This window comes from Providencia sp. PROV252 (genome assembly GCF_033676005.1).
Classification (GTDB): Bacteria; Pseudomonadota; Gammaproteobacteria; order Enterobacterales; family Enterobacteriaceae; genus Providencia; species Providencia vermicola.
The window spans coordinates 1,528,285-1,553,561 of record NZ_CP096294.1 but is presented as its reverse complement, the minus strand read 5'-3'; the positions used below and the strand labels follow the sequence as shown (position 1 = coordinate 1,553,561).

Below are 25,277 nucleotides of genomic sequence, written 5' to 3'. Positions count from 1 at the left end.
TTTTATTAATTTATCAATATGTTATAGCCATGTACCAAAGCGCTTGATATAAAATTGTTTCATCAATTGTGCGACAATACAGTAACTTACTAATGTTAACGCTAACCAAGGGAAATACTCAATTGGTAATGGTTGTAACCCAATCATGGTTCCAAATGATGAAAACGGGATATATAAGCCTAATGCCATAATTAACCCCGTTGTTAACATCACAGGTAGTGCCGCCGTGCTTTGAATAAAGGGTATTTTTTGTGTTCTTAACATATGAACAACCAAGGTTTGTGATAATAACCCTTCAACAAACCAACCTGATTGGAACAATGCTTCATGAGCCACACTATTTGCTTGGAATACATACCACATCAAAGCAAATGTGGTGATATCGAAGATAGAAGAGGTTGGCCCGATCCAAATCATAAAGCGACCAATGTTTTTCGCATCCCATTTACGAGGGCGTTTTAAGAACTCTTTATCCATTTTGTCCCAAGGTAATGCCAGTTGGGAAATATCGTACAGCAAATTTTGTACGAGCAAATGAATTGCTAACATGGGTAAGAACGGAATAAATGCACTAGCAATTAATACAGAGAACACATTCCCGAAGTTAGAGCTCGCTGTCATATTCAGGTATTTGATAATATTACCAAAAGTTTCCCGTCCTTTAATCACTCCCTGCTCTAATACCATCAAATCTTTTTCCAGTAAGATGATATCCGCTGATTCTTTTGCGATATCAGTACCCGTATCAACGGAAATTCCCACATCAGCATCACGAAGCGCTGGCGCATCATTAATTCCGTCCCCTAAAAAGCCGACAGTATGTCCATTTGCCTGTAATCTTTTTAAAATTCGGGATTTTTGCAATGGCGTCAGCTTACAAAAAACAGAAACCTGCTCAACTTTTTGGCTCAACTCTTCATCAGACAACGCTTCAACTTCCAAACCCGTCATGATTTCACTGATATTTAGCCCAACATCATGGCAGATTTTTTCCGTAATGATGGCATTATCGCCAGTCAATACTTTGACGGTGACACCATTTTCACGCAACGCCGCGATTGCAGAAATCGCACTTTCTTTAGCAGGATCCAAGAAAGTTAAAATACCTTGGAGCTCAAGTTGTTGCTCCGCTTGAGCAGATAATGGCAGGCTAGCTTCATGTTCATTTAATGCTCGCGTCGCTAGCAACAGTACCCGAAATCCTTGTCGGTTGTAATCACTCACTAACTCTGTGACTCTTGCTCTCGCTTGCTCATCTAAAACCTGAGATTCACCATTTTGTTGATAACTTTGACAAACAGCGAGCATTTCTTCAGCAGCACCTTTACAGATAAGTAACGCATTTCCCTCTGGCGTCCTTACCGTTACCGATAATTTTCGTCGGATAAAATCGAATGGCAACTCATCAATTTTCTGGAATGCTTTTAATTGTTCAACCTCACTATTCCCTCTTCCACGGCGAATAATGGCCTGATCCATCATATTTTTAGCACCACTTTGATGAAAACTATTCAGCCACGCGAGTTGCAGAATTTTACTATTTTTCTCACCATGACTATCAAGGTAATGTTCTAAAATGATCCTATCTTGCGTTAACGTTCCCGTTTTATCTGTGCAAAGAACATCCATTGCGCCAAAGTTTTGGATAGCATTCAACCTTTTGACAATCACTTTGTGCTTAGACATTGCAATTGCCCCTTTCGCCAAGTTTGAACTGACGATCATTGGAAGCATTTCAGGGGTTAACCCTACAGCAACAGCTAAAGAAAACAGCGTTGCTTCGAACCAATCACCTTTTGTAAATCCATTAATCAATAAGACAATTGGAACCATAACTAACATAAAACGGATCAATAGCCAGCTGACACTATTTACCCCCTTGTCAAAAGAGGTTTGTGCTCGACTACCAACGATTGATTTTGCTAGCGAGCCTAAATAGGTTTTCCCACCCGTTGCCACCACAATACCGCGAGCCGTTCCGCTGGTGACGTTAGTACCCATTAAGCAAATATTTGATATTTCAAGTAATTCATTTTCAGTGGGCGATACAGGATCAAGGTTTTTGGCGGAAACATCCCCTAATGTGTCATATTTCTCTACAGGGATAGATTCACCAGTTAAAATCGCTTGGCTAATAAATAAGTCTCTCGATTCAACGAGTTTTAAATCGGCGGGAACCATATCTCCAGCGGATAAAAGAACAATATCCCCAGGGACTAGGCATTTAATTGGAACTTCTTTACGAATTGAACGCCCTGTTTTATTGTCCCGACGAAACACCGTTGCGGTCGTTCTAACCAAAGATTTGAGCGCTTCAGCGGCTTTATTCGTCCGATATTCCTGCCAAAAACGCAATAAACCACTTAGCAGAACCATCGTAACAATAATGATAACACCCGTTAAATCTGTCTCTTCTCCTTGACGCTCAGGGATCAGATAGTCCGTGAAAAAGCTGACTAACGCCAACACAATCAGAACAAAAATAAATGGGTTTTTAAATGATGAAAGCAGCTGCTTCCAAGCAGGAGGGGCTTTTTCATGAGCAACCTCATTTTCCCCCTCAGTTACTAAGCGATCCATCGCTTCATTGTCTGCTAGGCCTAATAAATTGGTTTGATACTCATTTAGCACTTGCTCAATATTTTTACTCGCTTGCTCGCCAACAATAAATTTTTGCCGTGCAGGCGCTTTAACGCTTTTGCGTTGGTGTCTTATTTCAGTCATAACGTTGTCTCTAATACAACACTTGTGTATTTTTACGCTATCCAACTGAAAATAAGGCTATTATATCAGTTGGATAGCTCCAAGTTTCGTCTCCATGACGGAGGGTGATCGTCCATTTCGGCTCCTATAGTGAGTTAATTGTTTGCATTCAAGCCGGAAGCTCTGATGCCACTTTCCAATTGATAGCACTTACGCTTTGCTCAAGACTGATTCTACAAACTAATGCTTCAATCTCTTTTTGCTCAGCGGGTGTTGCCAAAAATTCAGCACAAACCTCAAGTTGTTCTGTTTTTAATGTGTCAGCACTACTTAACGATTGCAGTCGAATGTGTAACCCATTAATAGCTTGTAAAATAAGGGTTCTAACTAAAATCTCGTCTTCTTGATGGCACATAACGCGGATTTTATAACGTTGTTCAACATCTAAGGCTTGAACTTGAGGCTGCTTATTGATGCGAGAAGCAGCTTCTCGCAATAAAATATTTGCACATAAAATCAATAAGGTAGCCATCAATGCGAGTGAATATTGCCCCAACCCGCATAACACGCCAATCCCAGCAGAACACCATAACGTTGCCGCTGTATTCAAGCCTCGAATATTCATGCCTTCACGCATGATGACACCCGCGCCCAGAAAACCGATCCCTGAAACCACTTGTGCAGCAATACGGCCAGGGCTATCAGGTGATGTCGTGACAGAACTTAAAATAAAAACAGCAGCACCCGTTGCAACTAATGCGTTGGTTCTCAGCCCCGCCATACGTTGACGCCATTGGCGCTCAGCACCAATTAAGGCACCGAGGCACATTGCCGAGACAAGATTTAAAATATCAGGAGTAAAAAGCATAATAATTCCTCCAAAAAATAATTTGGATAATCTTTTATATGCTTAATAAAAAGCACATAGCCATAATTTGAATCAATAAAGATTCAAGAATAATTAGCTATTGCCTGGAGGAAATAGAGAATAAAAATATACAAACATGATACACACTCAATACAATAGTAATAAGCTATTAATTAAATATAAAATAGTACTTTGTGTACAATATAAGGGTGTATGTATGATGGGATACATCAGACACCGCCCGCCTTAGTGGCAAGCAGTGAAAAGAAAAGACGATTACTGGCTTGCCGTTAAATTAAGTTTTTATTCCAACTCTGACTGTCCAAGTAATAATCTCCTAAATAATTGATGGGTGGAGTATAGGTGGGCTAATTTACGAAGTAAAGAACAAATTTTTAATAAATTTGAATTTAATTAAAAAACTATTATTCAATTAATGTGACAAACGTGCCTTCGTTGCCTTCTTTTTCATTAAAAAACCAAATACCTTCTGGGTAATCAGGTAATGCAATTAAATACATTACACCTTCATTAAAAGGTTCGATAAGTAAAATTGTTCCTTCTCGTCGCTCTTGCCCATCTGTTTTCACATAAACACGATCATTAATATTCATGACATCTATTTTCCAACAAAATAATATTAATCATAAATGTAACGCATACGAAAAAGCCCGTCATTAAAAATGACGGGCTTTAGAAAATCAGTTCAGCAATTAGCTTAGATAGCAGTTACGTTAGCAGCTGCTGGGCCTTTTGCACCGTTTTCAATGGTGAATTCAACTTGCTGGCCTTCTGCCAGAGTTTTGAAACCATTGCCCTGAATGGCAGAGAAGTGGACGAAAACGTCTTTGCTACCATCAGCTGGAGTGATGAAACCGAAGCCTTTAGACTCGTTGAACCACTTAACTTGACCTTTCATTTTGTCGGACATTTGACTTTTCCTATATAACATCAAAAAAACTTGCCTTTTTGGCATATACGGGCCAGAGTCAACTATTTAATCAGGGAAACACCAAGATGAAGCGTCACGGTCAAAGGCTATCTGTGATAACTTTCTTCTTTAGAACACACTAACTCAGTAATCATACATCAAATAGGACTGCTAAACAGGCCGATGCACATTAACTCATGACTTTAAGATAATAGCAACTATTTTATACATTCAATCCATAAAAAAATGCAGTTTTTTCGACTATGTCACTTTTATCCGCCATAATGTTAACAAAAACACTGCATTTAGTTGATAACTTAAAGAAAAATTTAATTACAAGGGCAAAAAAACCTTTTATTGTCAGTCAGAATTATCTGATCTCATGACAATCTGCATTAATATTTTTTTTAACTGATATATAACAATCTTGAGCCCTCGTGATACTCTGCGAGTATAGATTCAATATCTGACAGAGAGTTATCACATGGATATTATCAAACAAATACTTGTCGAAGATTTAGATACCATCAATAAACGTGAAAATCGTGATGGCAAACCGTATTTCAATAGCCAGTTCCTCGCAAACCACCCTTACTTATGTATAGGTATGATTGCAGCTTATATTCCGCTAGCCGTTATTCTTTGGTATGCGCCATATTTTGGCCCATACTGGACGTTGGGTATTACTCTGTTATTTATTATTTTAGCTAGCGTGTTACTTTTTGATATTAAGCCAGTCTATCATTTCGAAGACATCGGCGTGTTAGATTTACGTGTTTGTTATAATGGTGAATGGTTCGTGACTGAACCTGTTTCTGAAAACGCAATTCGTAAAGTCCTTGATTCCAATGAAGTCAGTCAAACAATTAAACAAGAAATCACCCGTCTAATTGCATTAAAAGGCATGATCTCGTTTTACGATATTTATCATGTGGTTTACCCCGAAGTTTCTACACCAGTACAAGGTAAATTGGCTGCACAAAATTAATGCAATATCAATTGACTAGCATGAAATTCAGTCATATTGAGTAGTGATTGAGCAGTTGAGTTTTTTTTCAATTTTTATCGTTGACAGTCCGAGGTGATATCGTTAATATTCGCCTCGTTCTTAGGAACAAAGCAATTCCTCCATAGTTCAGTCGGTAGAACGGCGGACTGTTAATCCGTATGTCGCTGGTTCAAGTCCAGCTGGAGGAGCCAAATTTAAAAAGCCCGCTTAATGCGGGCTTTTTGCTATCTTGCATCCTCTCTATTTAACGTATAAATCTATTTTTTCTTTCCTCGCTCTCATTGTGGCTGTCTATCCCCTCATTTAGTTAAAATCAGATATTTAGGTACAGATAATCGCCAGTTTGTCTATTTAACACCCACTTGACGATTTTTTTAATTTTTATGCTTTACAACGGGAAACAGGATGGGTAATATGCGCCTCGTTCTCAGGAACAAAGCAATTCCTCCATAGTTCAGTCGGTAGAACGGCGGACTGTTAATCCGTATGTCGCTGGTTCAAGTCCAGCTGGAGGAGCCAAATTTAAAAAGCCCGCTTAATGCGGGCTTTTTGCTATCTAACATCGACTAACTCATTATTCTTTTTCTAGAAAAAATTGCTTAATCGTTTGACGTAGCCATTGGTGCGCAGGGTCTCTATCCAGACGAGGGTGCCATGCTTGCACAATAAATATAGACTCCAGCTCAATAGGGAGTTCTATCTCAACAAGTGGCAAATTGATGCTTTTCACCCCTTGTAATACATGGCGCGGTAACGGCAAGATATAATCAGACTTCATTGTTAGCATCATAGCGGAATGAAAACTGGGTAACGTCAATGCCACCTTGCGTTGCAATTTCAAATCACGCAATGCATCATCAATTGGCCCTAAAGTCCGTCCCCTTCGTGAAACACTAATATGCGGATAATGCGTTAACGTTTCAGGTGTTACGTTATCAAGAATTGGATGCCCAGGACGTACTAGCGCTTGAAACGTGCTCGTAAATAAGCTCTGGGCTTTAATTTCAGGGTGCCAATCCCGTGATGAGCCAATAACCAAATCCACTTTGCCACTACGCAAGGAGTCATCATCTGTATCACTTTCTGCGATAAAGGTTAAACTACTTCGTGGTGCCAACTCACGTAATGTTTCTAATAACCCCCCACCTAGTGCCCCAATAAAAATATCATTCGCACGTATGACAAATGTTCTTTCAAGGGATTCGGGATGAAACAACTCATCAGGTTCAATAAGTGCTTGAGCTTGAGCTATAATTTCTGCCAATTGTTGTTTTAACTCTAACGCTCTGGGTGTCGGAACCAATTTTCGCCCTGCCCGCACGAGAATAGGATCATTAAATTGTTCACGGATACGGCCTAAAATGCGGCTCATCGCAGGCGCACTTAAATTCATTTTTTCAGCAGCACCGCTCACACTGCCTTCCTCCAGTAATAAATTCAGCGCATAAATTAAATTAAAATCTATTTTCTGTGGCATATTTCCCCCGCCCACGGATTGCGTTTTTTGCAATAAATTAATTACATCATTTCATTTTAAACAATCAAGTAAAATTTAGATACTACTGCTGAAATTGATAGAACAATTATTGAAACAGCAGGAGTTTGAAATGGTTGATGCGTCTATTACGCAACCTCAAAAAAACAAATGGATAGCCAGTGCAGGCGAGATCAGTGGCCGCACATGGATGGGCCTATTTGGTGTTTTTTTAGCGGTCATGGCGAGTGGCGTGGGAGAAAACGCCAGTAAATTCGCCCTTGGCGACATCCAAGGCGCAATGGCTCTAAATATAGATACAGGAAGTTGGTTAATCTCCTGCTATGTCACAGGTTTTGTTATTGGCTCGGGTTTTACACCCTGTTTTTGGCCTACTTTTTCATTACGCCGTGTAGCCTTAGTGATGTGCTCAATTTATCTACTGGGTGGATTAATTACACCTTGGTTAGGGGAGCACTACACATGGTTGTTAACCATTCGCAGCTTACAAGGCTTCGCGGGTGGTGCTTTACCACCGATGTTAATGACCGTTGTACTGCGCTTTATGCCCCCGCTAATTAAGGTGTTAGGGTTAGGTGCTTATGGGTGGGTTTCCGCGTGGAGTGCCACCTTTGGTGCAACCGCCGCCGCATTTGCATTTCACTGGGGATGGAGTGGTTATTTTTATTGGAATTTACCCTTAATGGCCATTGCAACCATTTGCATTGGCTATGGCTTACCACAAGACCCTCTTCGCTTAGAACGCCTTAAACAATTTAATTGGCGTGGTTTAATCCTTGGGGGAAGCGCTTTAGCCATGCTAACTGTAGGAATATCCCAAGGAGAGCGTTTAGATTGGCTTAATTCCTCACTCATTTATGTCTTATTAATTGGTGGATTAGGGCTACTTGCGCTGTTTCTCATTAATGAATGGTATCACCCATTGCCATTTTTTAATTTGCAGCTGCTTGGCAAACGAAATCTTTCATTTTCATTAATTACGTTGGGTGGGGTTCTATTGATTATGGTTTCACTAGTCAATATTACCTCTGGTTATTTATCCGCAATCCAAGGATATCGACTCGAACAGACCTCAGACATGATGCTGTGGGTATCACTCCCCCAACTAATTACGCTGCCTATCGTTGCGATCATTTGTAATACCCCAAAAGTGGACTGTCGCTGGGTATTGGCGATCAGCCTGTTATTGATGGCAGCGGCTTGTGTGCTTGCATCACAACTGACCCCTGATTGGCATGGAAATAATTTTAAAACCATTTCGCTACTACAAGCAATTGCTCAACCCATGGCCGTTATTCCGTTGTTGATGATGGCAACTGGGGGACTTTTACCGACCGATGGCCCATTTGCTGCTGCGTGGTTTAACGCAGTCAAAGGCTTCGCAGCAACAGCAGCAGGTGGTGTTATTGCCCTGTTAAGCCGCCAACGGGGGGATTTTCATTCAGGTGTAATTGCCGATGGCTACGGGACAGCATATCGCACAACCTCAGAGTCTATTGGAGAGCTGACCCAGCTTGCCTCTAGTCAGGGATATGTGCTGGCTAGTGCTGATCTTTATATGTTGGTTTCAGGCTTAGCGCTGTTGTTAACAGGGCTGATCGTTGTGATGCCAACTCGAATTTATCCGCCACGGTCTGTAGCCGCGGCTTAGTTATTGATTATCAGGAATTAACAATGAGTAAAATTAAAATTAATAAAGGTGTTGCCCTTGCAATCGCGGGTATTTTAGTTGTCGTAGGCGGGCTATTAATTAATAAGTTCGCCATTAAAAAAACAATGCAAAATACCAATGATGCTTATATTCGTGCCGATATTTCGCGTATTTCACCCCAAATTTCAGGTGTTGTTACCCAAGTTTTGGTTCAAGACAATCAATGGGTGAAAGAAGGCGAATTATTAGCGGAAATTGACCCACGGGAATTCACTGTCGCACTTTCCCAAGCGATAGCACAAGAAAACTCAGCACGTGCACGCCAAGATGATGCTAAAGCGAATCTAGTACGCCAGTATGCGCTGATTTCTGCTGCGCAAGCTCAATTACAATCCGCACAAGCTGAGTTGCAATTTGCTCACCAAGAGAAAACGCGCTATCACAAAATGGCAACGACTGGCGCAGGTTCACAACAAGCGGCACAACAAGCAACTACCCGCGTACAAACGATGACTGCCAGTGTTGCACAAGCCGAAGCGTCTTTAAAAGCGGCTAAGAATATGTTGCAAGTTTTACAAGCTAAGCAATCAGATAGTGACGCTGAATTGACATTGGCGCAAGCGAAGAAAGAGATGGCTAAACTCAATTTATCTTATACCCGTATTACCGCACCGATTGCAGGAGTAGTGGGTAAAAAAAGCCTGCGAGTGGGTGAGTTTGTTAAGCCTGGTGATGCGTTAATGGCAATTGTGCCCCAAGACAAACTGTACATTATTGCTAATTACCAAGAAACACAGTTGCAGAACATTACTCAGGGGCAAACCGTTGATATCAGCATTGATACGTTCCCTGGCCAAACCCTAAAAGGCTATGTTGACAGTATCGCACCCGCTTCAGGCGCTAGCTTTTCCCCTGTTGCACCTGAAAATGCAACAGGTAATTTCACAAAGATTGTGCAACGTATCCCTGTAAAAATTACCTTTGATATTAACAAAGAGAGTGCGGCGACAATGAATGCACTACGCGTAGGCATGTCAGCCGATGTGAGCATCAACACATTGGATGGGAGCCACTAATGAACAAAACCGCCATTGCACTGGTTCTCGTAGCACTCACAGGTTGCCAAGCAGTTGGCCCCGATTACGTGCCACCGCAAGCGACTTTGCCAGAAAATTGGGGTGCTAACCAAAGCACCTCCTCCCTTCCTATCGAGTGGTGGAGCATTTTTGGTGATCGCCAGCTTTCAGAGCTCATACAACGCGCAACAAAAAGTAATTTAGATTTGCAATTAGCGACAGCGCGCATGCAACAAAGTCGCGCTTTATTGGGCATTGCCGATTCTGACTTAGCCCCTGATTTTAGCTTTGATGGTGCTTACCAGCGCCAACGTGCAACATCAGTCGGTAGTATGGATCCATCAGGGAAAAAAGGCGAGTCTGACTTTAACCTCTGGCGCGGTGGGTTTAGTGCGGTTTGGGAGTTGGATATGTGGGGAAAATTACGCCGTGCATCAGAAAGTGCTCGTGCTAATTTTGCCGCATCAGAAGAAAATCGGCGAGCCTTGTTAACCTCTGTCACCGCAGAAGTTGCCACCGATTATTTACGCCTGCGTGCCATACAGCAACAAATTCAAGTTGCAAGAGAAAACCATGCAACCTCGTTACAAACCTTGGAACTCACTCAGGTACGTTTACAAAATGGCTCAGGAAACCAACTTGATGTGGAACAAGCGCAAGTACAACTCGACCAAATCAATGCCTTGCTTCCTGTGCTAATTGATAGGGAAAATCGCCTAAAAAATGCCATTACCTTGTTGCTGGGCGAGCAACCTGGGGCGTTTAATGCCCAATTATCAACGAAAAAGAACCTCCCACAGTTAACTCAAATAGTTCCGATGGGCGTTCCGTCTGATCTTGCACTTCGCAGGCCAGATATTCGTGAAGCCGCAGAGCGCTTACACCAAGCAACCGCAGAAATTGGCGTCGCTAAAGCGGATTACTACCCACGGATCACGTTAACAGGTAATGCAGGCTACCAAGCCCTTGCATTATCCGATATGGGAAGCTGGTCAACGCATACGTTCGCCATTGGCCCCTCACTGTATTTACCCATATTCGATGGTGGAAAAATCAAACAACGTGTGACGTTAACTGAGTACCGTCAACAAGAAATGGCAATTGCATACCAACAAACTGTTTTGCGTGCTTGGCATGAAATTGATGATGCACTTTCAGACTATCAGGCCCAACAACTCAGGCAAATACACCTAGTTTCTGCCGTTACCGCTAATCAGCATGCTTTTTCATTAGCACGGGATAGCTATCTTAATGGCGCCAGTGACTTCATGCATGTATTAAGCACCCAGCGCGCCTTGTTAGATTTGCAATCGGCACAAATTACGTCTCAAGAAGAAACCGCCCTTGCTGTAGTCAATCTATATCGAGCATTAGGCGGTGGTTGGGAACACACTTATCCGTCAAATATGCAGCAGGAGGATCCTCATGCACAATACAATGAATAAAATTGTGGGCGACATATTAGAAAAAGATACAAGGCGCAAACGAGAAGCTACCGTTAGCGCAGTGCAATCATTAACAAAAAAAATGCGACGGATTACCTTGAGTGGTGATGATGTCGATAAGTTTTTAGATGATTTAAGAGCTTACGAACCCGCAAATTGGGTCAAGGTATTTTTTCCTTGGAAAGAAAGTTTAGCGGGTCGCGCTTACACCATTAGCGGGATCAATAAAATCAACAGAACCATTGATATCGATATGGTTTTGCATGGTGATGGCCCCGCATCTCGCTGGGCTGAAGACGCATTAATCGGTGATAGACTTGGTTTTGCAGGGCCGTGTTCTGGCGGGTTTAAACCGCTATCTGAAGCAGGTTGGTTACTTTTATTGGGTGATGAAACCGCACTTCCCGCAATGCATCGTATTCTTGAATCATTGACGGAACAAATGCCTGTTTTCTGGTTTGCAGAGGTCAGTGATGAAGCAGAAATACAAACACTAAATTACCCTGACTTAATCGTCAATAGCTGGCAAATTCGCGACCGTCATTATGATAGCGTGATGAATAGTTCTCTAGTCCGAGCCATTACTCAATGTGCTCTGCCTGCTGAACCAGGCCAAGTTTGGTTAGCCTGTGAGCAACAAATTGCTGTTTATTTGAAGAATCATTTTATCAACGAAAGAGGGATCCCCAAAACCTCACTCTTCGCAAAAGGCTATTGGAAAAAAGGGGAATCTAACTTTAAGGGTGCGGTGTAAATCGCTTATCAGGAGATAAAAATGATTAATAATGTATTGTTGGCTGTCGATAGCTTCGAAAATAGCAGTAATGCCCTCAATTTTATGCAACGTATGACAGGCTGTATTCATAATGTCATTGTCTTAACCGTTGTCGATAGCACCTTTGCGCTAAGCCGCACTAAACTAAGTCAAAATAGCGATGAACGCGATGAGTACCCTGCTGCTCAGCGAGAAGAAGCCTTAGCAGAGAAACAATTAAAAGATGTCACCAGCGCATTAACAAATATGGGATTTAAAACACAGGGGCTGCTTGCCGCAGGAACACCTATCGAGACAATCCCTAAACAAATGGAAAAACACAATTGTGATTTACTGATTATCTCCCACCGTCACCTTTCTTCATTTAGCCGCTGGCTGAATACGTCGGTCACTCGCAGTTTATTAGATGATATTTCTCAACCCGTTTTAGTGATCCCGCGTTAACCGATATGATTAAAAATGATTACAGTGGTTACCTGTTGTTATCCACTGTAATCAATACTTTTAATACACAAAGCCCATCATGGCATTGATGTTTTTTCTATTGATTTGTCCTTCAGTTTATTGTTCCTACATAATTTCCGATCAAACTTCCCTCAGTTCGCACACATAACAGGCAAACGAACATTTTTTTCGATATTCTCCTTTGACAATCCCTTTAGAGGAAGCTAATATCCTCTGCGTACCAAGGAGTTCCTCCATAGTTCAGTCGGTAGAACGGCGGACTGTTAATCCGTATGTCGCTGGTTCAAGTCCAGCTGGAGGAGCCAATATTTAGAGAAGCCTGCTTAAAGAAATTTAAGCAGGCTTTTTGCTTTCTTATCGTTTATCATTTTTCTCAAAAGATATTTAATCATCAATTCCCATAGCTATTTTTCTCCTTTCGCTTTATCATTCGTTCCCGGCCTGAGCGTTCGCTCATCACTCACCTTCCCTTATGGAGCCGGTTTAATGACTACTGTAACTACCCTAACGATTCGCCGCCCTGATGATTGGCATGTTCATTTTCGCGATGATGATATGTTAAAAACGGTCGTTCCCTACACCAGTGAGTTTTTTGGCCGCGCAATTGTGATGCCAAATTTAGTTCCTCCCGTTACTACCGTTGCAGCCGCAAAAGCATATCGCGAGCGCATTATTCAGGCTGTGCCACAAGGGCACCAATTTACCCCGTTGATGACCTGTTATCTTACTGATGGAACTGACTCAACTGAACTAATCCGTGGCTTTCAAGAAGGTGTGTTTACCGCATGTAAATTATATCCTGCTAATGCAACAACCAACTCAAGCCATGGGGTTTCTGATATTAAGAAAATTTATCCTGTTCTGGCAGCAATGGAAAAAGCAGGTATGCCGCTATTGATTCACGGTGAAGTCACCGCGAACCATATTGATATTTTTGACCGAGAAGCACTGTTTATTGAACAAGTCATGCAGCCATTACGCGCCCAATTTCCAAACTTAAAGGTAGTTTTCGAACACATCACAACAAAAGAAGCTGCACAATATGTTTTGGATGCCAACGAATTTACCGCTGCGACACTAACGCCTCAGCACCTGATGTTTAACCGTAATCATATGTTAGTCGGTGGTGTAAGACCGCACTTGTTCTGTTTGCCAATTTTAAAACGTAACATTCACCAAGAAGCGCTTCGTTCTGCTGTTGCATCGGGTTGTGATCGCTTCTTCCTAGGAACAGATACCGCTCCACATGTGCAATCACGTAAAGAAGCTGCTTGCGGATGTGCTGGCGTATTTAATGCACCAACCGCACTGGCCGCTTATGCAACTGTGTTTGAAGAACTAGATGCTTTAGCGCACTTTGAAGCATTTTGCTCATTGAATGGTCCTAAATTCTATAATTTGCCTGTAAATGAAGGCCATATAACCCTGACTAAAGAACCAAACATGACTTGTGAATCTATTGATTGCTGTAATGATAAATTGATCCCGTTATTAGCAGGTGAAGATTCTCGCTGGTCAATCGCTATCGCTAAATAAGCACTAAAAATCTCGTTTATCGTCATGGGGGAAGTTGCAATCGCTTCCCTCTACGAGCTCCAGCTATATTCACTTTATTTGTGCATTTACTGTCATTTATGCAAAAAAATATTTTATTTACTTCCTTATTAACGAAATCTCCTTATACTGAAAGTGGATTCATTCCAAGAACTTTGCTCTTAGTCAGTTATAGATATTTATTATTTATCACGCTGTTTGATTAGGAGGTTTTTATGAATAGAAAAAATGATGTTATTCAAACTCACCCAGTTGTTGGCTGGGACATTAGCACCGTAGATGCCTATGATGCCATGATGTTACGTTTGCACTACCTCCCCGAACAAGATAAAAACTCAGGCGATGCTGTCGTGGATAAAACCATGTGGCTTACCACGGATGTCGCAAAACAATTGATTGGTATTCTTCAAGCTGGCGTGGATAAGATAGAGTCTGGGGAATACATCGAGTTTAATTTTAAAACACACTAAATCCTTAAATGGATATTTGAGCCGTAGATATCCATTTTTTAAATCTATAGCCTTTCAATAAAGTAGTTATATATTATATAACTACTTTACCTCATTTTATTTTTATAAATTGATTAATTTAAATTAACGACAACATTTTTTGTTTTTATTATTACTCAGTTGACATCACTAGCTATTCCAATTTATTGTAATACTCTTTCGAACCAGGACGTTCCCAATGAAAATATTAGTTATTGATGAGTGTTATTACACGAGACTTGGTATTACTGAATATTTATCAAAGAATAAGAACTTAAACTTTATTAGCACTGGCTGTTTGGGTGATGCTATTAAATTCATAAATAAAAACTCACCAAACATTGTTCTTGTTAATTTAACCTATTATTGCCACTACTCAAATTATTGTCCAACTTTACAAGGGTTACTAAACCTATCAAATAATATTCGTTTTTATATTTATATCAATGCCCCTTACCCCCAAACAGATAACCCACTATTATTAAAAGATAATTTTTTTATTTTATCCAAAAATATCATTATTAAAACATTGGATAGAGTAATTAATGATTATGCACAAATAGAAAAAATAACAAAATTAGCGAATAATACAGATACCTCTATATTTACTGTCAAGGAGCAAAAAATAATTAGCAATTGGATGAATGAAATACCAAACCATATTATCTCTAAGAAATTAGGGATAAGTAACAGTACGGTTTATTCACAAAAGCGCCATATAGCAAGTAAGGTTTTCGTTAAAAACAGAATAGAGCTTTTCTTCATTTATAATGTATTTAAATATTTATATTAAGTAAAAAGCCCTGAAAAAGGGCTTCTACTTTTTTAGTATTATACTCAATTAGCTATCGCTATTTAATAAGCCCTCTGATAAACGGTGGCGGGATTTATTAAATATTTTATTGCTCACTTCACGGCCTGCACGGCGAGCACGCTGTTCTTGCTCTGGTAGTTTCATTTCTTCATTGCATGCAGCACTACAGCAACCTTCGTATTTTTCAGCGCAAGTTGGGCATTGGATGAACAGTAGATGGCAACCATCATTGCGGCAGTTCGTGTGTGAATCACAAGGTGCCCCACACTGGTGGCAGTGCGCTAACATGTCATCTGTAATACGTTCGCCCATACGGTTATCAAAAACAAAGTTTTTCCCTTTAAAACGCAAAGGTAAGCCTTGTTCTTTGGCTTTACGTGCATACTCAATAATACCGCCTTCCACGTGATAAACATTTTTAAAGCCGTTGTGTAGCATGTATGCACTCGCTTTTTCACAACGAATACCGCCAGTACAATACATGACAACATTCTTATCTTTTTGCTCTTGCAGCATTTCCACGGCCATCGGAAGCTGTTCTCTAAAAGTATCCGATGGAACTTCTACCGCATTTTCAAAGTGACCCACTTCGTATTCATAATGATTACGCATATCAACAAATACAGTATTCGGATCATCAATCATTGCATTCACTTCATGCGCTTTGAGATATTGCCCAGTATTTGCAGGGTTAAATGTCTCATCGTCAATGCCATCAGCAACTACGCGATCACGCACTTTCATGCGCAGAACCCAGAACGATTTCCCATCATCATCAATAGCAATATTTAAGCGCAAATCATTCAATGCAGGATCTGTGCGATAAATTAGTTCACGTAAAGCGTCAACATTGGATGCTGGCACGCTGATCTGTGCATTAATGCCCTCTTTGGCAATGTACACACGGCCAAATACGTTTAACGCTTTGAATTGTTGGTACCATTCATTACGAAAGACAGCTGGGTCTTCAATATTAAAATACTTATAGAAAGAAATAGTGGTACGTGGCTCAGTTTCAGCCAACATGCGTTCTTTGAGTATTTTATTTGAAACTTGGTTATGTAACACTGGCATGGTGTTCTCTTTTCCTTTGTAACTAACTAATATTTAAACAATTAACCTGATGACTGTTAAACACAACTGCATGAGATTATTTATTCATATTATCGCTGTTATTGTGTTAATAAAAAACCCTTTATTTTAAGTGGGATTGTTATTGAAATATGATTAAAACGTTTAAATCATTATTTACTTACATAATTAACGGTATTTTAGTGACATTTGATGATTCACGATTTCATTCCGTTATGTTATAACGTTATTAATTTACCACCTTTAAATAGTAGAAATAATGCGATTATTCCCTCTCTTTTTTATTATATTATCTCTTGTCGTGCCACAGGTAGCGGCTCATCCTCACAGTTTTATTGAAATGAAAATGACCCTTGAAACCAAACAAAATAACTATTCAGGGATAAATTATGCTTGGAAGATGGATCCAATGACCTCTGCTGATATTCTGTATGAACTCAAAGGGGTAAAAAAGGATGACCCACGCTGGAAGCAACAAGAAGCCATTGTGATGGCGAATGTATTAATGCAGGATTATTTCACTGATTTCTATTATCAAGGGAAAAAAGTCAGTTTTAAGCGCATCCCCGATAACTACCATCTTGAAAAAGACGGTTTTTCTCTAGTGTTTTACTTCACTGCGTCATTTATGCAACCTCTACCAATTAAAAGCTCCCATGTGACTCTCCAAACCTACGATCCATCATTTTATGTCAGTATGACCTACCAAAACCCGCAGCAAATTACACTACCTATAGAGCTTGCCGCGACCTGCAAGTTGGCATTAAAAGAAGCCGATATTACTGACTCCATGCGCGCCTATGCCTTTTCATTAGACAAAAATGATACACCAGATGAAGACTTAGCACTTGGTAAGCAATTTGCACAACAGGTGGATATCCAATGCCCTTAATTGCGTTGCGTAACCAAAAATGGCTCGGTGCAGTTATCTTATTAGTGCTTATAGCGTATTGCGCCTTGCAGGTTTACATCCATTGGAACTCATGGTTACAACTAAGTGTTATTTGGCAAAAACAATTAAACCAAGGGCTATCTTACCTTCTCCAAGAAACGGCGACTCGGCCATTTTATGCTGGGGGATTATTGGTCATTGCAAGCTTTGCTTATGGTTTTTTACACGCCCTTGGGCCAGGACACGGTAAATTAATCATCACCACCTATATCGCCACACAAGCCACTCACTTAAAACAAAGTGTCGTGATTAGCTTACTCGCGTCTTTATTGCAGGGATTAGTCGCCATTTTGCTGGTTTCTTTTGTACTCATTTTATTCCAGCTCTCCACTAAACACCTGAACCAAGCCAGTGCTTATGCAGAGCAAATCAGCTACATTTTTGTGATCTTGCTAGGCGTATTTCTTTGTGTCAGTGCGATTCGCCGTCTTTGGCAAATCAGCAAACCAAAAAAATCAGCCGCTTTAACATTACGAAGCATACAACCACTGAATCAATCCCAACCCAAAATTATTTATAGCAAAGTGCAAACTGAGCTGTCTAGCTGCGCTTGTGGGCATCAACATGTTGTCCAATCTGAACAGCTACAAGCGGGGTTCAAAAGTAAGCTACTGATTATTCTTTCGATGGGGATCCGCCCATGCTCAGGCGCAATTTTGGTACTGCTCTTTTCGTATGTGATTGATGCATATGTGTGGGGAATTATTGCTGCGCTGATGATGGCTGTCGGCACAGCGTTAACCATCTGTTTGATTGCGGTGTTTGTTCATCTTATGAGAGATAATGCATTGCGCGTTTCACGTCTAAAAGGCGTTCAACTCTCACCATATTGGGTAATTTCACTTAAAATCATCGCTGGGGTGCTGTTTGTCTTGATGGGCGTTTTATTGTATCAAAGCGGTGCAATGGAACACGCAACCTCACCATTATTGCATTAAAAAAGGGAGGGCTCCCCCTCCCTGGCACTTGCCGAAGTCACAGTGCGATAAACACACTGTTGATGCGCAATGTCAACTGCTCAAAACAAAGTTGCTGGCCTGCAACGCTATGCAGAACCCCGCAAGCTAGCAACTTTTACTACTACGTTAAAACCTAGCTAGCTGATTAACTCAATTTTCGCTGGTAAACCTTGGCGAACAGAAGCACCCGATACCCAATCAAGCCAAGTATTTGCCACTTCACGCGTTGGGTCAGCAAACCCGAGGTCGTTTAAATTAATACCTGAACCATTAGCCGCATTCATCGGCATTGGTTCACCATCTAAATAGTGCTGTTTAGCGCCCATTTCAGTGTGCCCATAACCATGCTCAATCGCTAGCACTCCTGGCATTACACCATCCAACACGCTGACTTGAGCTTCTGCATTTCCACCTGGCGTGGTGATGCGGATCCAATCACCATGTTTTACCCCCATTTTCGCAGCATCATCAGGGTGAATAGCCACAAGGTTGGTCGGTTTAACATGACGTAAGCGTTCAATCACCGTTGTTGAACTGCTCATTACATGAGATTTAAATGACATCAGTTTCAGTGGCCACTCTTTTTCTGGGAACACTTTATTAACGTCATCACCATTCGCCATACGTGGCGGATAGTAAGTTGGACAGCCACTGTAACGTTCACCCGTAATTGCATGACGGTTAGTCCCAACAGTTGGGTTCCAAATCTGCAATCCTTTTTTCCATTGTGGCCCTGTTGCATCGCCATCCCACGCTTTTTCATACGGTGCAAAACGGCCACCGCGTGTGAAGATGTAAGCCACACGGCGCACTTCTTCTGGTTTCAACGTGCGAGTGATCGCAGGTAAAATACGTTCAACACCACTGATTTGGATGTCTTCTGTTGCGGCTTCTGGTACGGGTTTTTCCCCTAACCAAGCCATATTAGCAGCCACGCGCAAGTAGTAATCCTCTGCGGTATTGAGTGAATGCATGTTGCCATCCATGTCCTCAATCACGTTGTCCCCAAAGCCAGGTAATTTCAGCTCTTTTGCTACCGCAATGCAGAAGCTTTCCATTGAAATTGGCTGGCCATCCGCGGTTTTCGCTGTACGGGACTCAACAATTGGCCAACGCGCGGTACTCGCCTTAACTTGAACACCTGACCACGGCGCACTGAAACCCCAACTTTCAAAGTTATGGGTATCTGGCACAATGTAATCTGCCAGCGCAGTGGTTTCATTCATAAAGGCATCAATACCAATAATTAATGGAAGATGTTTTGGATCTTTCAGTTTTTCTTCCATAACCTGACGAATACCCGCGATGCCATATACCGGGTTAGTCATATTGGTGATCCACGCTTTAAGCGCATACGGATACCCCATCAACGCAGACGCCAGTTGCTCCGTTAATTGGCCTTTCGCAAACGGATACCAAGGGGCTTTTGCAGGATACGGTTTTTCACCTGCGGCTAATCTTGCTTTAAATTCATCTGATTTTTCATAGACTTCATTACTGCGCGATAACACAACGCCTTTTGGCTTCACTTTGCCTTTGTAACTCGACATATTGTAACGTGGGCCATCGTTCTCCCCGTTGAATTTACCGCCACCAACAGACACACCGCCTTTCAGGTTTAAATTACCAATCAAGGCGTTAAGCATTATGACTGACCATGCTGTGTAGAAGCCGTTGCCTCCCATCATACCGCCATGGGAAATGACCGCTGCTTTTCTATCATAAGAAGTTAAGGCTTTGCCCAGTGATGCAATGGTTTTCACTGGTACATGGCAGCGTTCGCTATATTCTTCAAGCGTCATGCGATTTGCTGCTTCTTTCAGGCATTGGAAGCTTGATTTTACTGTGACTTCGCTGCCATCATGCAATGTCACTTTGCGGGTCACAAAAAGTTCCGCAGCAGGGACATCATCCGCTAATTTCAACTCACCAGAAGCGTCCTGAACCAAATAGGCTTTTTCATCATCCTCTTCCCCAGTAAGATAAGAGGAAATTAATAATTTGCCTGCTAATGGATGCGCGTCATCAGTGATAACCAAATGGGTGGAGTTGGTCCAACTTTTTTCCCCCATGCCTTCCATTGATTTTTCGCTTGGTACGCTAAGGTATTTTGCATTATAACGCTCGTTTTCGATGATCCAGCGGATCATTCCCATCACTAACGCTGCATCCGTCCCTGGTTGTACAGGCACCCAATGACCATGGTCATTGGCTAATGTTGTCGTTAGTGGCAATGCAGGGGAAACAACCACATAATTAAAAGAATCACGTAAACGTGCTGTCGCTAACTGGCGGCCTTGACGTTTGAACGGGTTCCCCGATTGTGCAGGGGACGTCCCGAGGAATAAGGCAAAACGCACGTTATCCCAATCAGGCTTGACGTGGGCGTTTTTGTCCAAGTCATCCATCAATGCCCCCGAACCTGCTCGGTAAGCGAGGCCACAGTAAGAGCCGTGCGCACCGAAGTTTTTGCTACCAAAGCCGTTTTGTGCAAAGCGACGAATAAAGCCGTCGCGGCCATCGTCCCCTGCGTTAGTCACTAGCAATTGGTTCGCTTTCGGGCCTAATTTAGGCTGTGATGGGTCTAATGGCGTTTCAAGGTCACGAATGGCTCTTAACCCATCCACATGGCCTTCACCGAATAAATCACCGCCTTCAACCACTTCTTTAATCAGTTGTTCAAAGCTAATGCGCTCCCATTTACCTTCACCGCGTTTACCCACACGTTTCATCGGTTCTAAAATACGCAGTGGACTGGTTAAGCCTTCCATTAAGGTCGCCCCACGGGCACATGCCGTTGAACGATGTTCTAAACCTGACTCACCGCTCATTTTGTTGAACGCAGTTTTTAGCGGCATACCATAGGGGAAATGCTCTTCGTGAGATAACGGGTGGTACGGGTTCCCAGCAATACGCAGCACTTCATTTTTTGCTGTATCAACACGAGCACGGATACCACACTGAGTCCAGCAACCAAAACATTGGGTCATCGCCACCACTTGTTCTGGGTTTTCCTGCCAGCCTTTCAGTGCTTGGCCTTCTGGACGCAGTGAGTTGCCATTGAGGCGGTCTAACGTGACTTTACCAGAGGTGCCATTAACCAAACCATCGACTGCACGTTTGGCCACATCACGGTAGCTTGCACCAAATAACGCAATGCCACCGACAACCAAACCACCTTTAAGCCATTGACGTCTTGAGAATTTAGCCATGTTGCACTCTCCTCGCAAACCAGCGAACACCTTCACGAACAATAATTGTTAACGCAATCCACAGACCAAATGTGCCTACAATAGCCATTAAGCCGTCAGTCCCCAGAGGGAAGTGGTATGGATTCGCGATAATGTTATATTTTGGAACCGCTTGAACTTCCATCAGGAAAATCCAACGTAGTGTCCAAGCAAAAGCCATCGAAACTAAGGCTAAAACGGTAATGTAAGGTACTGAACGGATAGCTTTTACATTGCTCACTGACATCACAAATGTGATTAACCACAGCGCACAAACCCCCATCAGCATCCACCAACCTGCACTTGCAGTATCCAACTGTTGGCGTACCGCGATCCCTGATATGGTATCCCCTGATAACCACAGAGCGAAACACACGGCAAATAACAGCAGGGTAATCACTTGGAAACGGGCTAAACGGTTTTGGTATTGTGGCTCTTTGCGAGCACCTAAACCAATCAATGCAGGCAGAACTTGCAACGCACTTAGGAACATTAATACTGGCATCCACCAGCTATACCAGATTGGACGTGCGTTTAAGATTGACGCTTCACGGCCGGTGTACAGCAATAAGCCCATTGCAGATAACGCCGCTAGCAATGCCACCCAACGGGTCGCTTTAAACTCTTTTTTCCAAATCATTTTCACAATCAGGGCAACAAAATATAACCCAATGAATGTGGTGAATAATGGTAATAAAACCGAGCCCCACCACATCCAAGACCACAGTGTTGGGTGTGCGTAGAAATGCCAAACCCGTGCGGTTTGGTGCAAGTCTGCCGTTAACGCGAGTGGTGCGGTGATCCCCATGGTGATCGCGATGAACACAGCGATCATCTCTAATCGGCCATTTTCGCTTTTATTTTGCCAATGCAGGTAACACGCATACAGCACAGCGCAAGAAGCGATTCCGATAAAGAAAAAGTATTGCACGGCCCACGGTAGCCAGAAAAATTCTTGTGGCTGAGCCATAATTTCAGAAATATATGTCACTTGACCGTCCATCAGAACACCTCCTGCCATAATGCGGGTTGCCCTTTGCCTTGTAGCGGCTCTACAAATGCATCATCCAAACCGATATAGAAAACTTGTGGTAATGTGCCACTTTCTGGTTTGAGCACTTTAATTTCCGCTTCATGTTCAGTCAGCATTTTACGAATGGTGCTGTTCGGGTCTTTTAAGTCACCAATAATACGTGCACCGCCCACACAAGATTCAACGCATGCGGGTAATAAACCCACTTCTAAACGATGTGCACAGAAAGTACATTTATCTGCAGTTTGTGTGGAATGATTAATAAAGCGGGCATCATACGGGCAAGCCTGTACACAATAAGCACAGCCGACGCAACGTTCATTATCAACCACAACAATGCCGTCTTCCCGTTGGAAAGTGGCTTGAACAGGGCATACAGGAACACAAGGAGGTGAATCACAGTGGTTACATAAGCGTGGCAGAAGTACGTTGGTAAAACCTTCCTCACCTTTAACCGCCACTTGATATTGGTTAACGGTGGTTCTAAATTGGCCTTGTGGCGTTTGGTTTTCAACCGAGCAACTTACAGTGCAAGATTGGCAGCCAATACAACGACGTAAGTCGATTAACATCCCATAACGTTTTTCAGGATTGCCTTCATGACGCGTTGGAGATAAGTTTAGGCCAGCCTCCGAGATTGGAATTAACGACGCACCCGCCGTCACTGCCCCAATTTGTTGTAGAAATTTTCGTTTACTCAGATCCATAATTGGCTCCAGTATTGACATTGCTAATGCGAAAATAAAAGTTATTAATCAATATGTTATTTGTTTTACAAGCATTATTGACAATCGATTCAGTCCAGTTAAGATAACCGCAGAAATTCTTATTTCTCTTTAAAACTGGTGTGTTATCTTGGTAAAGCTTGTAGTGCCATTGTAGGAAGAGAGGAGCCAGCGCCCTATTGTGGTTTACCACATACCCGAAGCTAAATTGATCTAACGCAACGAATAACCCAAATATGTTAAAAAAATCGCCTATACTGTTGTATCACATACTATTAACCATGTTTTTAACATGGTCATTTCCTGCGATTTCTGCGCAATGGACAATCGGCGTTTTGGCTTTGCGTGGCCCCAGTTCCACACAATCTCACTGGCAACCTTTAGTCGATACGTTAAATGATTCAATTCCAGGAGAACGCTTCACTCTCCAGCCCTTAAATCTCGATGAAATGCGTGAAGCCATTTCCAACCAAAAAATTGATTTCTTACTGACTAACCCAGCACAGTTTATTCAGCTCGACAGCCGCTACCACTTACGGTGGCTACTTTCCTTGCGTTCCGATGTCGAGCCTAATAGCACCACCCGCAACGTGATTGGTAGTCTGATACTGGTACGCAATAACAGTGACATGACTGAACCTCAAAATTTGATTGGTAAAAAAGTGGGGGCGATTTCCCCCGATGCTTTTGGTGGGTATTTATTAGGCTATAAAGTGCTGCGAGATTTAGGCTATGACGCCGAAAAAGATTTTCAAATGCAGTTTTTAGGCTTCCCTGCGGATGCCCTGCTGTATGCCTTACGCGATGGTTCACTGTCAGCCGCAATCGTTCCTGTTTGTTTATTGGAAAATATGCACAGTGAAGGGCTAATTGATAAAACGCAATTCCGACCGCTTATTCAACATCCTAGTTCTCTGTCTTGCCTGACCAGCACGGAACTTTATCCCAATTGGTCATTTGCGGCCCTAAGCGAAGTGCCAGATAACCTTGTCGACAAGGTCACTAAAACCTTACTTTCAACAGATAAAAGTACTATGCGCTGGGGAGCCCCCGCCTCCGTTACCCAAGTGGAAACCCTTTTGCGGGATGTGAACCAACATCCACAGCAGCGGCAAATTTGGCAAGATATTGTCAGTTGGACAATTCAAAACCAAATTACCCTTGGCTTTGTTGCCCTATTTTTTGTCCTTCTTGGGGTGAACCACGTATGGATTGCATTTTTAGTTCGCCGCCGAAGTCGTCAATTAGAAGTGGCGCATAACCGACTGCGCCAGCAAGAGGCAGATTTACAAAAAGCTCAACGGTTGAATATTTTAGGAGAAATGGCTTCAGGATTTGCTCATGAACTCAATCAACCGTTATCGGCTATTCGGCACTATGCACAAGGGTGTATTTTGCGGCTGAATAAAGAGTCGGAAAAGCATCCTTTAATTAATGCCTTAACAAAGATTGACGACCAAGCCCAACGTGGGGCGGATATCATCCGTAATTTACGTCTTTGGGCGGGTAAGCCAGGGCAAGACCCAGCACTAATTTTAAGCCAACAATCTGTTAAACAAGCTATTAAGCATATTTGGCAACTTTTACGCGTTGACCAACATTACCCTAATGCAAAATTATTACTACCAGACACCCAAGATGTGTCGTTGGTACTGCCAGAGACCCTATTGGAGCAATTATTGTCCAACTTAGTCAGCAACAGCCTGCAAGCAGGAGCCAACACATTACACTTTGGTTTTCATTTTGCCCAAAACCGCTTTTTACTGGTCTTGCAAGATGATGCAGGGGGTATGCCTTTAGAACAACTTGAACAAGGGATAACCCCATTCGCAACCACCAAAAAAGAAGGCTTAGGGCTTGGCTTAGTGATTTGCCAGCGCTTGATTCAAAGTCAAGGTGGGGATATTCGTATTGAAAACAACCTGAGTGATGATGGATTAAACGGCTTGCGAGTCACATTAATTTTTAATTATCCCGATAATTTGCACCACTAAGCACTGTATGCCACGCAA

At 42.2% G+C, this 25,277-nt stretch carries 21 protein-coding genes and 3 tRNA genes; 15 read left to right on the top strand and 9 right to left on the bottom strand.

Annotated features, from left to right (window positions below):
- Window positions 1-21: 21 nt before the first annotated feature.
- The 4 genes from mgtA to cspE form a co-directional block, all read right to left on the bottom strand.
- A complete protein-coding gene (gene mgtA / locus M1F05_RS06945) occupies window positions 22-2,724 on the bottom strand; it encodes a magnesium-translocating P-type ATPase (RefSeq protein WP_206086738.1) in 2,703 nt (900 codons plus the stop codon).
- A 148-nt stretch (window positions 2,725-2,872) separates the two neighbouring features.
- Window positions 2,873-3,571: an MgtC family protein gene (locus tag M1F05_RS06940; protein ID WP_219249123.1), complete on the bottom strand. Its 699-nt coding sequence runs from the start codon at window positions 3,569-3,571 to the stop codon at window positions 2,873-2,875.
- Between the two features lie 425 nt (window positions 3,572-3,996).
- Window positions 3,997-4,185, bottom strand: a complete 189-nt coding sequence (dsrB, locus tag M1F05_RS06935) for a protein DsrB (protein WP_206086736.1) — start codon at window positions 4,183-4,185, stop codon at window positions 3,997-3,999.
- Between the two features lie 104 nt (window positions 4,186-4,289).
- Entirely contained in the window at window positions 4,290-4,502 is a 213-nt protein-coding gene (gene cspE / locus M1F05_RS06930) for a transcription antiterminator/RNA stability regulator CspE (RefSeq protein ID WP_004909801.1), read from the bottom strand.
- Window positions 4,503-4,986: 484 nt separating this feature from the next.
- Between cspE and M1F05_RS06925 the strand changes: the two genes are divergently transcribed.
- From M1F05_RS06925 to M1F05_RS06915, 3 genes are all read left to right on the top strand, one after another.
- Window positions 4,987-5,490 (top strand): YlaC family protein, encoded by a 504-nt coding sequence (locus M1F05_RS06925; RefSeq protein WP_206086735.1) that lies wholly within the window; start codon window positions 4,987-4,989, stop codon window positions 5,488-5,490.
- A gap of 136 nt (window positions 5,491-5,626) precedes the next feature.
- A tRNA-Asn gene (locus M1F05_RS06920) sits at window positions 5,627-5,702 on the top strand.
- A 252-nt stretch (window positions 5,703-5,954) separates the two neighbouring features.
- Window positions 5,955-6,030, top strand: a tRNA-Asn gene (locus M1F05_RS06915).
- Window positions 6,031-6,085: 55 nt separating this feature from the next.
- Here the strand turns inward: M1F05_RS06915 and M1F05_RS06910 are convergent.
- The gene (locus M1F05_RS06910; protein WP_206086734.1) at window positions 6,086-6,988 is read right to left on the bottom strand and encodes a LysR family transcriptional regulator; all 903 of its coding nucleotides are present in this window, start codon (window positions 6,986-6,988) and stop codon (window positions 6,086-6,088) included.
- 130 nt (window positions 6,989-7,118) lie between these two features.
- Here M1F05_RS06910 and M1F05_RS06905 point away from each other — a divergent pair, with 130 nt between their 5' ends.
- From M1F05_RS06905 to M1F05_RS06865, 9 genes are all read left to right on the top strand, one after another.
- Complete coding sequence (locus tag M1F05_RS06905) at window positions 7,119-8,657, top strand: MFS transporter (protein WP_206086733.1); 1,539 nt, start codon at window positions 7,119-7,121, stop codon at window positions 8,655-8,657.
- Window positions 8,658-8,680: 23 nt separating this feature from the next.
- Window positions 8,681-9,733: an HlyD family secretion protein gene (locus M1F05_RS06900; RefSeq protein ID WP_206086732.1), complete on the top strand. Its 1,053-nt coding sequence runs from the start codon at window positions 8,681-8,683 to the stop codon at window positions 9,731-9,733.
- Window positions 9,733-11,178, top strand: coding sequence for an efflux transporter outer membrane subunit (locus M1F05_RS06895; protein WP_206086731.1), 1,446 nt, complete (start codon window positions 9,733-9,735; stop codon window positions 11,176-11,178). The genes M1F05_RS06900 and M1F05_RS06895 overlap by 1 nt, the downstream gene beginning before the upstream one ends.
- The gene (locus M1F05_RS06890; RefSeq protein WP_206086730.1) at window positions 11,159-11,932 is read left to right on the top strand and encodes a siderophore-interacting protein; all 774 of its coding nucleotides are present in this window, start codon (window positions 11,159-11,161) and stop codon (window positions 11,930-11,932) included. The genes M1F05_RS06895 and M1F05_RS06890 overlap by 20 nt, the downstream gene beginning before the upstream one ends.
- 21 nt (window positions 11,933-11,953) lie before the next feature.
- Window positions 11,954-12,397, top strand: coding sequence for a universal stress protein (locus M1F05_RS06885; RefSeq protein WP_206086729.1), 444 nt, complete (start codon window positions 11,954-11,956; stop codon window positions 12,395-12,397).
- Between the two features lie 250 nt (window positions 12,398-12,647).
- Window positions 12,648-12,723, top strand: a tRNA-Asn gene (locus M1F05_RS06880).
- 181 nt (window positions 12,724-12,904) lie between these two features.
- Window positions 12,905-13,954 (top strand): dihydroorotase, encoded by a 1,050-nt coding sequence (pyrC, locus tag M1F05_RS06875; RefSeq protein ID WP_206086728.1) that lies wholly within the window; start codon window positions 12,905-12,907, stop codon window positions 13,952-13,954.
- A gap of 233 nt (window positions 13,955-14,187) precedes the next feature.
- Window positions 14,188-14,442 carry a biofilm formation regulator BssS gene (gene bssS, locus M1F05_RS06870; protein ID WP_047756449.1) on the top strand — a complete coding sequence of 85 codons (255 nt, stop codon included), beginning with the start codon at window positions 14,188-14,190 and terminating at the stop codon, window positions 14,440-14,442.
- Between the two features lie 217 nt (window positions 14,443-14,659).
- Window positions 14,660-15,253, top strand: coding sequence for a LuxR C-terminal-related transcriptional regulator (locus M1F05_RS06865; RefSeq protein ID WP_206086727.1), 594 nt, complete (start codon window positions 14,660-14,662; stop codon window positions 15,251-15,253).
- A 48-nt stretch (window positions 15,254-15,301) separates the two neighbouring features.
- On the opposite strand, the gene M1F05_RS06860 is transcribed toward M1F05_RS06865, so the two are convergent.
- A complete protein-coding gene (locus M1F05_RS06860) occupies window positions 15,302-16,348 on the bottom strand; it encodes a rhodanese-related sulfurtransferase (protein ID WP_206086726.1) in 1,047 nt (348 codons plus the stop codon).
- 277 nt (window positions 16,349-16,625) lie between these two features.
- On the opposite strand from M1F05_RS06860, the gene M1F05_RS06855 reads away from it, so the two are divergent.
- Together M1F05_RS06855 and M1F05_RS06850 are read left to right on the top strand one after the other, a co-directional pair.
- Window positions 16,626-17,258 (top strand): DUF1007 family protein, encoded by a 633-nt coding sequence (locus M1F05_RS06855; protein ID WP_241016912.1) that lies wholly within the window; start codon window positions 16,626-16,628, stop codon window positions 17,256-17,258.
- Complete coding sequence (locus M1F05_RS06850; protein WP_206086725.1) at window positions 17,249-18,256, top strand: nickel/cobalt transporter; 1,008 nt, start codon at window positions 17,249-17,251, stop codon at window positions 18,254-18,256. Before M1F05_RS06855 ends, M1F05_RS06850 begins: the two co-directional genes overlap by 10 nt.
- Window positions 18,257-18,414: 158 nt before the next feature.
- On the opposite strand, the gene ttrA is transcribed toward M1F05_RS06850, so the two are convergent.
- From ttrA to ttrB, 3 genes are read right to left on the bottom strand one after another with little or no spacing between them, the layout of a single operon-like run.
- Window positions 18,415-21,489, bottom strand: coding sequence for a tetrathionate reductase subunit TtrA (gene ttrA, locus M1F05_RS06845; protein ID WP_206086724.1), 3,075 nt, complete (start codon window positions 21,487-21,489; stop codon window positions 18,415-18,417).
- Window positions 21,482-22,528, bottom strand: coding sequence for a tetrathionate reductase subunit TtrC (gene ttrC / locus M1F05_RS06840; protein WP_206086723.1), 1,047 nt, complete (start codon window positions 22,526-22,528; stop codon window positions 21,482-21,484). Before ttrC ends, ttrA begins: the two co-directional genes overlap by 8 nt.
- On the bottom strand, window positions 22,510-23,247 hold the full coding sequence (ttrB, locus tag M1F05_RS06835) for a tetrathionate reductase subunit TtrB (protein WP_206086722.1): 738 nt from the start codon (window positions 23,245-23,247) through the stop codon (window positions 22,510-22,512). Before ttrB ends, ttrC begins: the two co-directional genes overlap by 19 nt.
- A gap of 254 nt (window positions 23,248-23,501) precedes the next feature.
- Here ttrB and ttrS point away from each other — a divergent pair, with 254 nt between their 5' ends.
- Window positions 23,502-25,259, top strand: a complete 1,758-nt coding sequence (ttrS, locus tag M1F05_RS06830) for a tetrathionate respiration histidine kinase TtrS (protein ID WP_206086721.1) — start codon at window positions 23,502-23,504, stop codon at window positions 25,257-25,259.
- Window positions 25,260-25,277: the final 18 nt, after the last annotated feature.

What these genes read in the sequence shown, in the direction of transcription:
- mgtA (WP_206086738.1), bottom strand. Translation starts at nt 2,724, where the DNA reads ATGACTGAAATAAGACACCAACGCAAAAGCGTTAAAGCGCCTGCACGG.
- M1F05_RS06940 (WP_219249123.1), bottom strand. Translation starts at nt 3,571, where the DNA reads ATGCTTTTTACTCCTGATATTTTAAATCTTGTCTCGGCAATGTGCCTC.
- dsrB (WP_206086736.1), bottom strand. Translation starts at nt 4,185, where the DNA reads ATGAATATTAATGATCGTGTTTATGTGAAAACAGATGGGCAAGAGCGA.
- cspE (WP_004909801.1), bottom strand. Translation starts at nt 4,502, where the DNA reads ATGTCCGACAAAATGAAAGGTCAAGTTAAGTGGTTCAACGAGTCTAAA.
- M1F05_RS06925 (WP_206086735.1), top strand. Translation starts at nt 4,987, where the DNA reads ATGGATATTATCAAACAAATACTTGTCGAAGATTTAGATACCATCAAT.
- M1F05_RS06910 (WP_206086734.1), bottom strand. Translation starts at nt 6,988, where the DNA reads ATGCCACAGAAAATAGATTTTAATTTAATTTATGCGCTGAATTTATTA.
- M1F05_RS06905 (WP_206086733.1), top strand. Translation starts at nt 7,119, where the DNA reads ATGGTTGATGCGTCTATTACGCAACCTCAAAAAAACAAATGGATAGCC.
- M1F05_RS06900 (WP_206086732.1), top strand. Translation starts at nt 8,681, where the DNA reads ATGAGTAAAATTAAAATTAATAAAGGTGTTGCCCTTGCAATCGCGGGT.
- M1F05_RS06895 (WP_206086731.1), top strand. Translation starts at nt 9,733, where the DNA reads ATGAACAAAACCGCCATTGCACTGGTTCTCGTAGCACTCACAGGTTGC.
- M1F05_RS06890 (WP_206086730.1), top strand. Translation starts at nt 11,159, where the DNA reads ATGCACAATACAATGAATAAAATTGTGGGCGACATATTAGAAAAAGAT.
- M1F05_RS06885 (WP_206086729.1), top strand. Translation starts at nt 11,954, where the DNA reads ATGATTAATAATGTATTGTTGGCTGTCGATAGCTTCGAAAATAGCAGT.
- pyrC (WP_206086728.1), top strand. Translation starts at nt 12,905, where the DNA reads ATGACTACTGTAACTACCCTAACGATTCGCCGCCCTGATGATTGGCAT.
- bssS (WP_047756449.1), top strand. Translation starts at nt 14,188, where the DNA reads ATGAATAGAAAAAATGATGTTATTCAAACTCACCCAGTTGTTGGCTGG.
- M1F05_RS06865 (WP_206086727.1), top strand. Translation starts at nt 14,660, where the DNA reads ATGAAAATATTAGTTATTGATGAGTGTTATTACACGAGACTTGGTATT.
- M1F05_RS06860 (WP_206086726.1), bottom strand. Translation starts at nt 16,348, where the DNA reads ATGCCAGTGTTACATAACCAAGTTTCAAATAAAATACTCAAAGAACGC.
- M1F05_RS06855 (WP_241016912.1), top strand. Translation starts at nt 16,626, where the DNA reads ATGCGATTATTCCCTCTCTTTTTTATTATATTATCTCTTGTCGTGCCA.
- M1F05_RS06850 (WP_206086725.1), top strand. Translation starts at nt 17,249, where the DNA reads ATGCCCTTAATTGCGTTGCGTAACCAAAAATGGCTCGGTGCAGTTATC.
- ttrA (WP_206086724.1), bottom strand. Translation starts at nt 21,489, where the DNA reads ATGGCTAAATTCTCAAGACGTCAATGGCTTAAAGGTGGTTTGGTTGTC.
- ttrC (WP_206086723.1), bottom strand. Translation starts at nt 22,528, where the DNA reads ATGGCAGGAGGTGTTCTGATGGACGGTCAAGTGACATATATTTCTGAA.
- ttrB (WP_206086722.1), bottom strand. Translation starts at nt 23,247, where the DNA reads ATGGATCTGAGTAAACGAAAATTTCTACAACAAATTGGGGCAGTGACG.
- ttrS (WP_206086721.1), top strand. Translation starts at nt 23,502, where the DNA reads ATGTTAAAAAAATCGCCTATACTGTTGTATCACATACTATTAACCATG.